Source organism: Rubinisphaera margarita, from assembly GCF_022267515.1.
Taxonomy (GTDB): Bacteria; Planctomycetota; Planctomycetia; order Planctomycetales; family Planctomycetaceae; genus Rubinisphaera; species Rubinisphaera margarita.
This window is the reverse complement of sequence record NZ_JAKFGB010000005.1, coordinates 15,362-31,249: the sequence shown is the minus strand read 5'-3', so window position 1 is coordinate 31,249 and position 15,888 is coordinate 15,362. Positions and strand designations below refer to the sequence as shown.

Annotated in this window: 9 protein-coding genes; 6 read left to right on the top strand and 3 right to left on the bottom strand. The window is 59.3% G+C overall.

The window, feature by feature from the left end; translation table 11 throughout:
• Positions 1-26: 26 nt before the first annotated feature.
• Positions 27-1,205, bottom strand: coding sequence for a XylR family transcriptional regulator (locus L1A08_RS01125; protein ID WP_238753279.1), 1,179 nt, complete (start codon positions 1,203-1,205; stop codon positions 27-29).
• A 219-nt stretch (positions 1,206-1,424) separates the two neighbouring features.
• Between L1A08_RS01125 and L1A08_RS01120 the strand changes: the two genes are divergently transcribed.
• The 6 genes from L1A08_RS01120 (at position 1,425) to L1A08_RS01095 (ending at position 13,376) form a co-directional block, all read left to right on the top strand.
• Positions 1,425-2,891, top strand: a complete 1,467-nt coding sequence (locus L1A08_RS01120; RefSeq protein WP_238753277.1) for a sulfatase — start codon at positions 1,425-1,427, stop codon at positions 2,889-2,891.
• A 39-nt stretch (positions 2,892-2,930) separates the two neighbouring features.
• Positions 2,931-4,073: a sialidase family protein gene (locus L1A08_RS01115; protein ID WP_238753276.1), complete on the top strand. Its 1,143-nt coding sequence runs from the start codon at positions 2,931-2,933 to the stop codon at positions 4,071-4,073.
• A gap of 326 nt (positions 4,074-4,399) precedes the next feature.
• On the top strand, positions 4,400-5,341 hold the full coding sequence (locus L1A08_RS01110) for a dihydrodipicolinate synthase family protein (protein WP_238753274.1): 942 nt from the start codon (positions 4,400-4,402) through the stop codon (positions 5,339-5,341).
• A 38-nt stretch (positions 5,342-5,379) separates the two neighbouring features.
• Positions 5,380-8,034 carry a sodium:solute symporter family transporter gene (locus tag L1A08_RS01105; protein ID WP_238753272.1) on the top strand — a complete coding sequence of 885 codons (2,655 nt, stop codon included), beginning with the start codon at positions 5,380-5,382 and terminating at the stop codon, positions 8,032-8,034.
• Between the two features lie 17 nt (positions 8,035-8,051).
• Complete coding sequence (locus L1A08_RS01100; RefSeq protein ID WP_238753270.1) at positions 8,052-11,630, top strand: FAD-dependent oxidoreductase; 3,579 nt, start codon at positions 8,052-8,054, stop codon at positions 11,628-11,630.
• A gap of 288 nt (positions 11,631-11,918) precedes the next feature.
• Positions 11,919-13,376: an MATE family efflux transporter gene (locus tag L1A08_RS01095; protein ID WP_238753268.1), complete on the top strand. Its 1,458-nt coding sequence runs from the start codon at positions 11,919-11,921 to the stop codon at positions 13,374-13,376.
• Positions 13,377-13,566: 190 nt separating this feature from the next.
• Here L1A08_RS01095 and L1A08_RS01090 read toward each other — a convergent pair whose 3' ends face one another.
• Positions 13,567-15,096 (bottom strand): sulfatase family protein, encoded by a 1,530-nt coding sequence (locus tag L1A08_RS01090; protein ID WP_238753266.1) that lies wholly within the window; start codon positions 15,094-15,096, stop codon positions 13,567-13,569.
• A gap of 55 nt (positions 15,097-15,151) precedes the next feature.
• A complete protein-coding gene (locus L1A08_RS01085) occupies positions 15,152-15,832 on the bottom strand; it encodes a class I SAM-dependent methyltransferase (RefSeq protein WP_238753264.1) in 681 nt (226 codons plus the stop codon).
• Positions 15,833-15,888: the final 56 nt, after the last annotated feature.

Genomic DNA, 15,888 nt, shown 5'->3' with positions numbered 1-15,888 from the left:
ACGACGAGGAGGAATCGGTTCGTCGCCTACTCTCCCTGATTCTGCCAGCGAAGTCGATACTCGCGCGGCGTTTCTCCGAGTTGCTGGCGAAAAGTGCGGCAAAGATTGTGCGGCGTCTGGAAGCCGGTCTGGCGAGCGATGGTCGCCAGTTTGTGCGATGTTTCCCGCAGCAGTCGCTGAGCATGTTGCAGCCGGACGTGCCGTAATTCCTGCATGGGAGCACGGATGTAATGATCGCGAAAAGCCTTCTCCAGCCCGCTGCGAGACATGGCGACATGCCTCACGATGTCGGTCATGCTGAGCGTTTCATGAGCATGCGAGTTGATGTACCTCAGAGCGACCGCCACCTGCGGATGATTCACAGCTCGATGGTCGGTACTGCGCCGTTCAACCACGCCGGCCGGAGCGATGTACACGGGAGTTGAGGGAGCCGCCTCTCCGTCCATTAGTCGATCAAGCAGAGCCGCCGCCTCGTAGCCGAGTTGTTCCAGATTCACATCAATACTCGAAAGCGGCACCTGCAGGCAGTCGCACACCGTTTCCGTGTTGTCGACGCCGAGCACGGCGACTTCATCGGGAATGGCAATCCCGGCTGCCACGCAGGCTTCAATGACCTCGACGGCTTCAATATCCCGCATGGCGAACGCGGCCAGCGGTTTGGGCAGACGTTCAAGCCGCCGCATCAGCCAGCGGTGTCGCTCCGCACGATTGTCGGGCCGCTTCTCCCGCTCCTTCTGCCAGGAGAGAACTTCGCACGTGAATCCCGCCTTTTCAACTTCTGTCCGGAAAGAATCGCGTCGCGCCCGACTGGCTCCGAAGTTCCAGCGATGAATGAACGCGAACTGTCGATAGCCCCGATTGAGAAAGTGTTGAGCAGCCAGATGTCCAATCGCGGCGTTGTCCATGGTGACACGGGGAAGCGGGATCGACGGGCGGCTCTCGGCCAGATCGATGATCGGCACCGGCAGCCGTCGCAGTTGACGCCAGATTGTCTCCCGGGCCCCGAGCAGAGTCAGCACGCCATCCCCGTTCCAGTGCCGGGGCACCGGATCGTCGAAATCGAGCGTCACATGCCAGTGATGATCCCGCGCATACCGGGCCACACCCCGATGGATTTCAGGATAATACCACCCGAGCGCCAGCAGCACGTTGCGAGCCCGAGGTTCGGAGGATCGTTTCTTCGTCGAAGATTCTGCGGTGGCCATGACCAGTGCATGCTACCTTCAGCCCCAAAACCGCCGGTAGTGAAATTGCCAATCTTTTTGCGGACAGGTGACATGTTCGCTAATGACGTTTGCAGTAGAATCATCAGCACGTGTTGATAAGACAGGCTCCGCTGCGCAGACTCGGTAACAGATCCCCTTTGTTCTGCCGTGTCTGTTTTCGGAACGCCGCAAACTCGTGTATTGAAGCAAAGCACATCGATGGTTTCTGGAACGCACAATCCGCGTCTGCACAACGGCCCCTTCAAATGGCTCGTGATTGTCCTGGTGACATTCCTCGCGCTGGCAGGCCGGGCTGCGTCTGCTGAGGAGTCGCGACCGGATGTGCTGATGATTGTCGTTGACGATCTCAACGACTCGATTCAACTGCTCGATCCGCAGGCTCCGATTCGCACACCGAATCTACAGCGACTGGCCCAACGGGGGCTGTTGTTCACGAAGGCCTATTGTGCCTCGCCAGCCTGCAATCCGTCCCGCGTGGCGACAGTGACGGGCCTCCGTCCGACGACCACCGGCGTCTATGGCAACAAGAGCGACTGGCGGAAAGCGATGCCGGATCGTAAGACGATCATGCAGCACTTTCGGGAGGGCGGGTATCACGTCGTGGGAGCCGGGAAGATCTTTCATCATCACCTCGACGGCTCCTTTCACGACGATGACTCCTTCGATGAATTCGAACCGATGCGGCCGCAACTGTATCCCGAGAAGAAGCTGAACGACGCTCCCGAATACGGCTCCCGCAACACCGACTGGGGTGCCTGGCCAAAGCGCGAAGAACATTCGATCGATCACCACACCGCGACCTACTGTGCCGAGGTTCTCCGCACCTATGACCGCGAGCAGCCTCTCTTTCTGGCGTGCGGCATCTTCAAACCGCATTCGCCCTTCTTCGCGCCGCCTGAATATCATTCGCTCAATGCCGACATTCCTCTGCCTCGAAAACAACCGGATCTGAACCTGCCTCCCGGGGCTCGGCAACTGTTGAAGAAGAAGGGATGGTTCTGGTCAGGCATGATGCAGCTCGACGACAGAGCCCCGGGATCCTGGCACGACTTCGTGAAGGCCTATGCAGCGTGCGTTGCTTTTGCGGATGCTCAGATCGGACGTGTGCTCGATGCTCTTGATCAGAGCGAACGGGGGAAGAATACGATCATCGTCCTTTGGTCCGATCACGGGTTTCACCTCGGTGAGAAGAACCACATCGAGAAGTTCGCCCTCTGGGAGAAGACCAATCACATTCCTCTGATTGTCGTCGCCCCGGGCCTCACTGAACCCGGCAGTGTCTGTACGAAACCGGTCGATCTGACGGCTCTCTACCCGACGCTGCTTGATCTCTGCGATCTTCCCGCCGAACCCGAGACCGACGGAATCAGCCTCCGGCCACTGCTCGAAGATCCCGCCGGCGACTGGGATCGCCCGGCGCTGATGACGTACATGTCTGGCAATCATGCGGTTCGCAGCGAACGCTGGCGTTACATCCGCTACGCCGACGGCAGCGAGGAACTCTACGACAACAACCACGATCCACTCGAGTGGAATAACCTGGCCTCCGATCCGCAGTTCGCGGAGATTATTGACCCACACAGAACATGGCTGCCCGACCACGAAGCGGCTCAGGTTTCCGACCTGAAGAAATGGAAGCCGACTCGCGGCCAGGTCCCGAAATAATTCAACAACTGACTGTCACTTACCAAGGATTGAATCGACATGCATCGTTTCGCGTTTCCCCTCCTGACACTTCTCACGCTGCTGGCACCCTGCTCCGTTACAGCCGGAGAACAGGAACTTTCTCAGACCGACATCTTCGTTTCTGGCGAAGGTGGCTATCACAGCTATCGCATTCCGTCGATTATTCGCACCAAAGCCGGCACGCTGCTCGCATTCTGCGAAGGTCGTAAAGACAGTCGCTCGGACGCGGGGAATATCGATCTGGTGCTGCGACGCTCGTTCGATCACGGCAAGACCTGGTCGAAGATGCAGGTTGTCTGGGACGATGCGGGGAACACCTGCGGAAACCCCTGCCCGGTGGTCGATCAGGAAACGGGAACCATCTGGCTGCTGCTCACCTGGAATGCCGGCGATATCCATGAGGGCAAGATTCAGGCCGGTTTCGGTGAAGACTCCCGGCATGTCTATGTCGCTTCGTCCAGCGATGACGGTGCGACCTGGACGCCTCCGAAGCAGATCACTCGCGATGTGAAAGACAAGTCGTGGAGCTGGTACGCGACCGGACCTGGCTCGGGGATTCAGCTTCAGCACGGGGAACATGCCGGCCGGATGGTCATTCCGTGCGATCACAAGATTCCGACCGCGAAGGGGACCCGTTTCCGCTCGCACGTCATCTACTCCGACGACAACGGCGCGACCTGGCATCAGGGAGGATCGGCTCCGAAGGATGAAGTCAACGAGTGTGAAGTCGTCGAACTTTCTGACGGGACGCTCCTGCTCAACATGCGGAACTACGATCGCTCCAACCGGTCACGGCAGGTTTGCTTCAGCGACGATGGCGGCAACACCTGGCGGGATCAGCGGCACGATGACACACTCGTTTCGCCAACCTGCCAGGCGAGCATTCACCGCGTGCGTCACGCCGAGGGGGACAAGCCGGGCGTGATTCTATTCTCGAATCCCGCCACGCCCGACAAACGCGAACAGCTGACCATTCGCGCCAGCTACGACGACTGCCAGACATGGGCCGACTCGCGTCTGCTTAACAAAGGCAGCAGTGCCTATTCCTCACTCTGCGTGATTGAAGACGACCTCGTCGGCTGCCTGTATGAACGGGACAACTACGGCAAGATCACCCTCGCCCGTTTCCCGATCAACTGGGTGAAAGGCGGCGATCAGTAGTAACAACACCGTCTCGCTGAGCGGCGGCAGGCAGGAACCTGCTCTACAGAGCTGGCGATCGGTATGTATCACATGAACCGTGTCCCTTCTCCCTCCTTCGGGGGGAGAAGGTGCCCGAAGGGCGGATGAGGGGGCGATCAACCAGCGACGTACTATTTCAGAATGAAATCAGCGGCCTGCGAACCAGTTCACCCGCACTTCCCCCTCACCCTACCCCTCTTCCCCAAGGGAGCGAGGGGCACTTGCTGACATCGTCCGATCGACGGACCACGACTGGACCGTCCGCTACACGTTAAGAACGACAACTCCTCACAGAAAGACGTTGAATGTCACTTCCCCGCCCCCATCTGCAGGGTTTGATTGCGGCCACATTCACTCCGTTTCAAGCCGATGGCTCTCTCGATCTCGACAAGGTACCGGCCATGGTGGATCATCTGGTCGAACAGAAGATCGCCGGCCTGTATGTGCTTGGCAGCACCGGCGAAGGGATCTCGGCTACGTTTCAGGAACGGTGCGATGCAGCCGAGGCGTTCATCAGCGCGGCTGCGGGCCGGCTGCCGGTCATCATTCAGGTAGGCTGTGAGAGTCTCGCTCAGGCCGCGGAGCTGGCCGCTCATGCTCAGGCTGCGGGAGCTGATGCGATCTCTGCTGTCAGTCCGGTTTACTTCAAGCCCGATTCGGTCGAGACGCTGATCGCCTCCATGGCTCAGATTACAGCCGGGGCTCCGGAGTTGCCGTTTTACTACTATCACATCCCGGCGATTACGGGAGTGAACCTCAACATGGTCGAGTTTCTCAGCAAGGCTGGAGATCGCATTCCGACGCTGGCGGGAATCAAGTTCACCTCGCCGGCCGTGCACGAGTTTCAGGCCTGTGTTGAAGCGGGGGGCGACCGGTACCAGATCTTCTGGGGACTCGACGAAATGTTGCTGGCCGGGCTCACGGCCGGGGCGGTCGCGGCTGTCGGAAGTACCTACAACTTCGCGGCTCCGGTCTATCAACAGCTGTTGAACGCGTACGCCGCTGGTGACCTGACTGCCGCACAACAGATGCAGTCGCGCTCGCAGGAGATTGTGCGGACGTTTGTGCCCTACGGTCCGCGAGCCGCCCAGAAGACAATCATGTCGCTGATCGGCGTCGACTGCGGCCCGCCCCGTCTGCCGAATGTGCCGTTAACCCCAGAACGAACCGAAGCCCTTCGCAGCGATCTGGAACAGATCGGCTTCTTCGACTGGATCCGACAGCCGGCCGGATCGACATCGGCCTGAGCCCGGGAACGCAGTCGCTCGAACCTGAAGATCAACTCATGAAGTTCACCATCGCTCTATCAACGATTCTGTTCCTGATTCTGCCCTGGCAGATAGCGAACGCACAGCCAGCCCCGACGGTTGCGGAAGAGAGGTCTGCGGCACAGACGTCCGCGGAAGTCCCGCCGGCAATGCTCGACTGGCAGGCGTTGCCCGATCTTCCCGATCCCCTCGGTGTCGCCGGCCCCTTTGTGGGAGTCCACAACGAAGCGCTCATCGTAGCCGGTGGGGCGAACTTTCCTCAGCCGGTCTGGGAAACGTCGAAGGTCTGGCACGACAAGACCTATGTTCTGACCAGGACCGCCGACGGCTATGAGTGGACGACGGCCGCTCCACTCCCGCGCCCCGTCGGTTACGGAGCCGCCGTCTCGACCCCCGAGGGTGTCGTCTGCATGGGCGGAAACGACAGCGAATCGACGTTCCGTGATGTCTTTCTCCTGAAGTGGGATTCCGAATCAAAGCAGCTCACTCACGTGGAGTACCCTCCCCTGCCGCAGCCGTGCGCACACGGGCAGGCAGTGCTCATTGGAAGCACGATCTATCTCGCCGGCGGTCAGAGTGGATCGGGTCTCGACTCGGCGATGAACAACTTCTGGGCCCTCGATCTCTCGCAGAAAGAAGATCCCACGGCCTTTGAGTGGAAAGAACTCGAAGCCTGGCCGGGCCCTTCACGGTCGCTCAATCTGACGGTTGCCCAACACAACGGGTATCACGAATGCGTCTATGTAATGAGCGGACGCCGGCAGCAGGGAGAGGACGTCGAGTTTCTCAAAGACGTCTGGGAATACACCCCGAAAACCAACAGCTGGCGGCAGCGGCAGGATGCTCCCCGATCAGTGATGGCCGGGACGGCAATCGGCGTTGGACAGAGTCATATTGTCATCCTCGGCGGGGATGATGGCGAACTGTTCCTGAAAGCCGATGAGCTCAAGGACGACCACCCCGGCTTCATCCGGGAATCGCTCACCTATCATACGGTCACCGACACCTGGTCGTCGGGCGGGCCGATGCCGGCCAATCATGTCACGACGATTCCTGTGATGTGGGACGGCCGGATCGTCATCGCCTCCGGCGAAGTGCGGCCGCGCGTGCGGACTTCCGGCCTCTGGTCGATCTCGCCGAAAAGTCCTCCGGGCGGATTCGCCACGTTCGATTACATCGTGCTCTTCTCTTACCTGGCCGCCATGGTCGGAATCGGCGTCTACTTCACGCGCCGCAACAAGAATACCGACGACTTCTTCCGCGGCGGCAAACACATCCCGTGGTGGGCGGCTGGCTGCAGTATCTTCGCGACGATGCTCAGTTCGCTGACATTCACCGGCATTCCCAGCAAGGCGTTTGCTCAGGACTGGGTTTACGCGACCGGAAACATGATGATTCCAGTCGTCGCCTTTCTGGCGGTCTTTGTCGCACTTCCGTTCTACCGCCGGCTCGATGTCACCAGTGCCTACGAATATCTGGAGAAGCGATTCAATCGTCAGGTACGCATCTTCGGCAGCCTGAGCTTCGCCGTCTTCCACATCTTCCGAATGGCGGTTGTGATGTCGCTGACCGCGCTCGCTCTCGCCGTCGCCACGCCACTTACGCCGCAACAGTCGGTCCTGCTGATGGGCATCCTCAGCATCATCTACTGCACCATGGGCGGAATCGAAGCGGTCATCTGGACCGACACGCTGCAGACGTTCGTTCTGCTCGGCGGAGCGATCTTCGCCCTCATACTGCTGCTCAACGGGGTCGACGGCAACCTTACAGAAACCATCGCCCAGGCGGCGGATGCCGAGAAGTTCCGAATGGCGAACTTTCACTGGGATATGACCGATGCTCAACTCGCGTTGTGGGTCATTATCATCGGCGGAATCGGACAGAACATCTCCTCTTACACCGCCGACCAGGCGGTGGTGCAGCGGTATATGACCTCGCCGACACAGAAGCTGGCCGCCCGTTCGATCTGGACCAATGCCATTCTCACGATTCCGGCGACGTTCCTGTTCTTCTCCATCGGCACGGCTCTGTTCGCCTACTACCGCAGTCATCCCGAGAAGCTCGATCCGACGGTCACCACCGACCAGATCTTTCCGATGTTTATCGCCCGCGAGATGCCGATCGGTGTCGCCGGATTGATTGTCGCCGGCATCTTCTCGGCGGCCCAGTCAACCGTTTCGACGAGCATGAACTCGATCACCACGACCGTTGTCACCGACTTTCTGCGTCCGTGGAACCTGTGTCGCACCGAGCGTTCTTATCTCACGGTCGCCCGGGTTCTCACCGCAATTGTCGGAGTCATCGGGACCTGCTTCGCGCTGATGTTCATCGATCCGGAGATTCGCTCGCTGTTCGATACCTTCATGAAAGTGATCGGCCTGCTGATGGGCGTGCTTGGCGGTCTGTTTCTGCTCGGTGTGGGAACGACTCGGGCCAACGCGTTCGGTGCACTGACCGGCGCACTCATCGGAACCGTGACCATGCTGACGGTGTGGCAGTACACGCGGGTCAACGGCTACCTCTACACGGCGATCGGCATCGCATCCTGTGTGATCGCGGGCTATCTCGCCAGCCTGATCGGTGGGAAATCCGAGCAAGATCTGACCGGTTTGACCATCTACACAAGTTCCGGCAGCCCCGAATCGACAACTGCTGCCGCGACCACGACATAACCGCTGAGGAGAGAGACATGCGCTTTCGTTTCCTGCCTGCCATCCTGTTCTATCTCGGCCTGCTCTGCCACTGCGGGGGAACAACCTTCGGGGCGGAGATCACGAAGACCGACCTCTTCACTGCTGGAGAGGACGGCTACAAGCTGTTCCGCATTCCAGGCATCGTCGTCACAACGAAGGGAACGGTTCTCGCGTATTGCGAAGCCCGGAAGAGTGACAGTGGCGACTGGGGGACCATCGACATTCCGATGCGGCGGAGTACGGATGGCGGAACCACCTGGGAGCCGGCTCAACAGATCGTGCAAATCGAAGGCGATCTTCCCATCAATCCAGTGGCGGCTGCACAGAACCTCGACAAGCCGGGCGAAAACACCGTCAACAACCCGGTCGCCATTGTCGATCACCAGACGGGAGCCGTGCATTTCCTCTACTGTCTCGAATACATGCGGTGCTTCTATATGCGAAGCGACGATGACGGAGTCAGCTGGACCGAGCCGGTCGAGATCACCGAGACGTTCGAGAAGTTTCGTCCCGATTACGACTGGAAGGTCATCGCGACCGGTCCGGCACACGGGATTCAACTGCAGCATGGCGAACACGCCGGCCGTCTCGTTGTGCCGGTCTGGATTTCCCCGGGCACGGGAGGACATGCCCATCGTCCCTCAGTGACGTCAACAATCTACAGCGACGATCATGGTCAGACATGGCACCGCGGAGAGATCGCCATTCCCGACACCGACGAGTTCATCTTTCCCAACGAAACCGTGGTCGTGGAACTGGCCGATGGTTCGGTGATGCTTAATGCCCGGAATGAATCCAAACGAAATCGCCGACTCGTGACCGTCAGTCCCAACGGAGCGACCGACTGGTCCGAGCCTCGGTTCGATCCCGCCCTGCTGGAACCGATCTGCATGGGGGCGATCGTCCGCGTCCGCGAACCAGACGGGAACGAGCCGGGGCTGATTGCGTTTTCAAACCCTCATAACCTCAGCAGAAGAGATGGCAAAGAGGTCGCGGGACAAAAGCGGGATCGGGTGAACGTGACCGTTAAGCTGAGTGAAGACGAAGGGAAAACGTGGCCGCATCAGCGAGTGATTGAACCCGGATTCAGTGGTTACAGCGATCTGGCCGCGTTGTCGGACGGAACGATTCTCTGTTTCTACGAACGCGGCTCGACGGATGGCGTCGACCACTACCGAACAGGCCAGCTGACCGTCGCGAAATTCAGCGAAGAATGGGTCCGGGAAGGTTCGACGACTGACGCCGACGTCTGCGTGTATGGCGGAACGTCCGGCGGGGTGGTCGCGGCTGTTGAGGCCGCTCGCATGGGGAAGCGGGTCGTGCTGGTCGAACCGGGGCTGCATCTCGGCGGCATGACCTCGGGCGGACTCAGCGCCGTCGATATCGGCGAGCCGCGAAGCGTCGGCGGGATTGCCCGCGAGTACTTCACACGACTCGTCGCCACCTACGGAAAACAACTGCAGTGGGATGAAGGCTTTAAAGGCCACGGCGGACCCGCCACCGGGGGTTCGTATTCAATCGAGCCTCACATCGCCGAGCGAGTCTTCGACGAAATGGCGGAAGAAGCAGGCGTCGTCGTGATGAGAAACGCCCGGCTCGCCTCGGTGCGGAAAGACGGAACACGCATCACCGAACTCGTTCTCGAAGACGGCCGGACCGTACAGGCCGGGATGTTCATCGACACCACCTACGAAGGCGATCTGATGGCCGCCGCGGGAGTTGACTACACCCTCACCCGGGAAAGCAACGACCAGTACGGCGAAACGTACAACGGCATCTACTACAGCGACAATTACAAGCCACGTACCGGGCACCTCAAACCGGGCTCCAATGGACGCGTGCCGGGTGGTCAGGGGGTCTGGGATCGCGATTTCCCGCTCGATCCGTACGTCGTCAAAGGCGACCCGTCCAGTGGATTGCTCCCGCTGGTCAACGAAGGCGAACCGGGCACTCCAGGTGAAGCTGCCCCGGGTGTGCAGGCCTATTGCTATCGGCTGTGCATGACAACCGATCCGGACAACATGCGGCCCATCGTGAAACCGGACAATTACGATCCCGCCCGCTATGAACTGGTCGTTCGCTTCATCGAAGCGTGCCTGGCTCAGGGAGACGACATGGATCTCCGCTGGTTCAGCAAGCACGATCCGCTGCCAAACAGCAAGTGGGACTTCAACACGGCGACCTTCGGCGGCAATCTCCCCGGCTTCAGCTGGGCGTGGCCCGAAGCGAGTTATGACGAACGCGAGGAACTGGCCCGCGAGCTCGAGAACTATCACCGCGGACTGCTCTACTTTCTGGCGAATGATCCCCGCGTACCGGAAAAGGTCCGCAATGACATGAGGCGGTTCGGACTGCCAGAGGATGAGTTTCCAGAGACCGGCGGCTGGCCCCATCAGATCTATGTTCGCGAAGGGCGACGAATGGTGAGCGACTTCGTAATGACGGAGCATCACACCTTCGGTCGGGAGTTCGCTCCGAAGTCGATCGGCCTGGGATCCTACGGGACCGACGCCCATGAAATCCGCCGCATTGTGAAAGATGGAGTTGTCACCCGTGAAGGGAAGATCGCCACCGGCCGGGGAGGCTTCGGCCCCTATCAGATCGGCTACGACGCCATCGTGCCGAAGAAGAGTCAGTGCACCAATCTGCTTGTGACTTTCGCTCTGTCAGCCAGTCACTCGGCGTTCGCCAGCATTCGCATGGAACCGCCCTTCATGATCACGAGCCAGTCGGCGGCGACGGCTGCCTGTCTGGCTCTCGAGAAGGACATCGCCATTCAAGATGTCGAGTACGATCAATTGAAAGAGCGGCTTCAGGCGGACGGCCAAATCCTGCACTGGCCGCCGGGACAAACGCCACTGAGTGAGCTGCCGGGAATCGTTCTGGATGACTCGTCCGCCGAGTTCAAAGGGGACTGGGTCACCAGTGGGCGACAGCATTCCCTGATCGGCAACACATACCGCCACGACAACAACACCGATCGCGGGAAGAAGTCAGCGATCTTCCGCTTCAAGGTGCCGAAAGCCGGCGAGTACGAAGTCCGTCTGCTTTACAGCTGGCACGAAAACCGTTCGAGCAAAACGCGGGTCACCATCGAAACGAGTGAAGGCAGCCGCGTCGTCACGGTCAACCAGCGCAAACCTGCGATCGTTGAGCAGGTCCCTGTTGCTCTCGGACGGTTCCGGTTTGATCCTCAGACGGACGGAACGGTCACCATCTCGAACGCAGAGGCTGATGGCTACGTGGCGGTCGATGGCCTTCAGGTTCTTCCCGTCAAGATTGCCGAACAGGAACGGGCCGGCCAGCGGAAGTCGGGCTTCCCGGACGTGGTCCTGGTCCCATCACCGGGCGCGGAATTTTCTTTGCGCGACCGGTTCCAGTTTGATGTCGTCGAGAAGCGTCTGATCCTGCAGTACTTCTTTGGAAAGACGGATATCGGTGCGGAACCAGTATCCATCGTCGAAGCCAGCCCAGTAGGAAGCGTTTGCGATGCCAGCGACCACCGCCAGGACAGCGATGCCGGCCAGGAGGGTTCTCTGATTCAACATGATCCGATCCACTTAAGCGCGTTCTGATTACTGACGTTACCTCAGAACAGGAGACGGACGAACCGTAAAGATCCTTCGCGGATTTTCAGGAAAATTTCGCGGATGAACGGAGCTTCCGAAGTGGCTGGAACTTAGATCGTCGCCCTGTTTCCGACGCGGTGCGAATTCCCGTCGAACCATTTGCCGCAGCCGGTGTCTGCCCTATCATTCCCGGATCGCTGGCTCCCCCTGCGCCGGGAGCGGCTCTCCCGATCTCTCCCCGCCCCGCTGCGGCCCTCCGACTTTCAGGTGCGCTCACTCAACGGATCAACTGGTATGGATGCCTCCGCTGCATTGCTCGCCCCGCCCCAACCGCCTCGTGAAACGTGGTGGAATCGCACGGCTGGTGGTCGGGAAATTCTGTATGTCTCACTCCCGTTAGTGATTTCCTCCCTGTCGTGGACGGTGATGACGTTCGTCGATCGCGTCTTTCTGAAGTGGGAATCGGGAATCGCGATGGCGGCTGCCTTTTCCGCCTCGACGCTCTGGTTCTCTCTGCTCTGCCTGCCGCTCGGTATTTGTATGTACTGCGCCACGTTTGTGTCTCAGTACTCGGGCAGTCATCAGCCGAAGCAGATTGGGCCCACCGTCTGGCAGGGCGTCTGGATCTCGCTGTTCCTTAGTCCGCTGCTCTTGCTGGCCATTCCGCTGGCTCCCGCCGTCTTTGCACTGGCCGGTCACGAACCGGCGGTGCAGGCCCTCGAGATCCAGTATTTCCAGATCCTCTGCTGGGGCATCCCGGCAATGCTGATCGCTCAGGCCCTTTCGTCCTTTTATTCCGGCCGGGGAAGAACGCGCATTGTGATGTGCGTCGATACCTTTGTGGCGTTGTTGAACGTCTTCCTCGATTACGCCTGGATCTTCGGCAAGTATGGATTTCCCGAAGCCGGAATCGCGGGAGCGGGCTGGGCGACGGTGACATCGTTGTGGATCAAAGCGTTGATCTACTTCCTGCTTCTCGTCCAGAAGAAGCATCGCATCGAGTTTCATTCGCTCGATCTGCGAATTCATCGGGACCTGTTAAAGCGGATCCTCTTTTATGGGGCGCCGAGCGGATTTCAGTTCGTGCTCGATGTGCTAGGCTTCACCTGCTTCATCATGCTGGTCGGTCGACTCGGCGGCGTCGAAGCAGAGGCGACGAGTATGGCTTTCAGCATCAGCACGCTGGCGTTCATGCCGATCTGGGGATTTGCTCAGGCCGCAAGCATTCTGGTTGGTCAGCATCTTGGGGAGAACCGCGACGATCTCTCAGCTCGTGCAACGTGGACGACATTGCACGTCGCACTGGTCTACATGACCGGCATCTCGCTGAGTTATCTGCTGGTGCCGCAACTCTTCCTCGCGCCGTTCTTTGTCGGCGTCGAAACCGAGGGCGGAGACGGCGAAGTCTGGCAGATGTCGATCAACCTGCTCCGTTTCGTGGCGGCCTACAACATGTTTGATGCCGCGATGATGATCTTCGTCAGCGCCATCAAAGGAGCCGGTGATACCCCCTTTGTGTTAAAGGTGAGTTTGGTCATGGCGTCCGGCATGGCGATCGCGACCTATGTCGCCGTGGAAGTCCTCCACGTCGGCATCTACGGATGCTGGTCCCTGTTGACCGCGTGGGTCTGGTCGCTCGGGATCATCTATCTGATCCGCTTCCTTGGCGGCAAGTGGCGTTCGATGCGTGTCATTGAACAGACGCCAGCCGAGAAAGAAGTCGTCGAAGCTCTCGCAGGAACCGCCTCGTAGGCGGCTGTAGGGTTCACTGTGCGAACGCGTATTGCGTGAAGCTCTTTATTTCCGCCTTCTGTGCTTCGATAGGTGTCCGCATCACAGGAACACGACTTGAAGCGAAGCGAACTGGTCACGCAATCGACGACGATTCCGCGTCCACACAGCGAACCCTACTGGGGTGGACTCATTGCTTCTCTGAGAGTTATCACTCGGGCAGTTTGCGTTGACCGAGTCGTTCGCCGGCTGGTGGGCGGACTGGGGCGTTCAGAGCATTTCGTTCTTCGAGTTCGGTAAAGAGCTGCGAGCGGAGGGCTTCGATCTGCTCTTGATAGCCGGGGACGTTGATCAGGTTGTGGCGTTCGTCCGGGTCGGTCGTCAGTTCATGAAAACTGTCGATGTCCCACGTTCCGTGATAGTAGACGTACTTGTGCTGATCGGTGCGGATGGCGAAGAGCGTCGGCGTGGCGGGGAAGTTCCATTCCCAGTGATACTCATAAACGAAATGCGAGCGCCAGTCGGTTGAGCTTCCCGCCAGAAACGGAGCGAACGATTGCCCGTCAAACTGTTTGGGGTCGATGGCATCGCTGTAGCCGAGCGTTTCGAGAACGGTCGGAGCGATGTCGATATTGAGCATCATCTGCGAAACAGTTTTACCAGCCGGAACATTTCCCGGCGACCAGGCGAGCAGCGGCACGCGAACGGACGTCTCAAAGGCATCCCGTTTGTCGTAGAAACCATGCTCGCCGAGGTGAAATCCGTTGTCGCCCATGTAGAGCACCAGTGTTTCCTCAGCCAGACCCGCTTCCTCAAGTGCTTTCAACACCCGCCCGATGTTGTCGTCCAAGGAGCTGACGGTTTCGGCGTAGTCCCAGTAGAGGTCATCCAGATCGGGCACCGGGTCTTTATCGAACGGGCCGGTTTCCATGTGATCGATGCCGTGAATGGAGTAGCGACGTTCCTTCACCCAGTTCGGCTGCGTGCGATAGTTCCGCTCGGTACGGGCTCTCGTTTCGGGATAGTCGATCGGCTTGCCGTGATACTTCCCGGCCCAGCGTTTGGCCGGCTGAAACGGATAGTGGACCGCCTTGAATGCCAGGTGCATGAAGAACGGCTTGCTGCCATCGCGGCCCTTCTGCATCCACTCCAGCGCCTGATCGGTCAGGACGTCGGCATTGTACCCTTTGAATGATTGCCGCTTGCCGTTGATGTTGAGTTCGGGATCGAAATACTGGCCCTGCCCCATGAAGCTGACCCAGTGATCGAAACCGGGCCGGGGACTGTCATCGTCATGCCCCATATGCCACTTGCCGATAAAGGCCGTCTGCATGCCCTGTTCTTGCAGCAACTGCGGGTAGAACGTCGTTCCTTCCGGCACGCCCCGTTGATTATCGACGACCTGATGCCGATGCATGTACTGGCCGGTCAAAATGGAAGCGCGACTCGGCGAGCAGAGCGAAGTCGTGACGAAGGCGTTCTCAAAATGCATCCCCTCGCTGGCCATGCGATCCAGATTCGGTGTCTGCAGCCAGGCGGGAGATTTGGGATGGAACCCCATGAAGTCGTAGCGATGATCATCAGAGAGGATGAAAATCACGTTCTTAATCGGCTTCAGTGATTCTGGCTGTTGAGCGAAAGCGATTCCCGAGCTCCACTGGCACAGAACAGCGATGAAGACCATTCTGCGAAAGAGAGACTCGTTGATGGTCATCCACTGCCGTTGAATTCTGTTCTGCACGTCCGCACCTTTCGACTGATTTGCATCGTTGAGGGTCTGCTGCGCTTCCCAGATGCTAAGCAGTCGGCTTGAAGACGAGCAACTGAAACTGACCAATAACCGGAAACGAGCGCGGTTCCCTCTCGCCGTTGTAGACGTCCGGCTCCCATCCTCGGCTTTGCGCCAGCCGCACGAACTCGAGAACCAGCGCCCGACCGGGATCAGCAATCCAGATTTCGCCGCCCGGTTCGAGCAGTTGGGAGACTGCGTTCAGAAACGGCTCGTGAAAGCGGGCTTCATACAGGACATCCGATGCAATGATCCAGGGGAACCGGCGTTCTGTTTCGATGTTGAACCAGTCGACGTTGAGAACATCGAAGTCGGTCAGCCCATTCTGGCGGGCGTTGAAGGCGGCGAGTTGAAGGGCTTCCTGCCGGTAATCACTGAAGGTGATATGAATGCCACGTGTGATCGCGGCCAGACCAATCAGCCCGCTGCCGCAGCCGAGTTCGAGAGCCGATTCGGCTGGGGCTTCATCCAGACTGGTCAGCAGACGCGACATCTCCCTGGCAGCCGGCCAGAGGTACGCCCAGTACGGGACATAGTCCGTCCGTCGACTCTCTTCCAGAACGTCGGGATCGTCGAGCAACGCATCGGGATCGGCGGGGATCGTCAACGTGAGTGGACCAGTCGGCAATTCGATCTGCTCATCGCGCCATTGAGAAATGCAGGTCGGCAGCTGTGGGTTAGCGGTCATGGGTCAGGACGATGGAAGACTCTGGGACAGGGAAAACGGTCATGAATCTCTCGTTG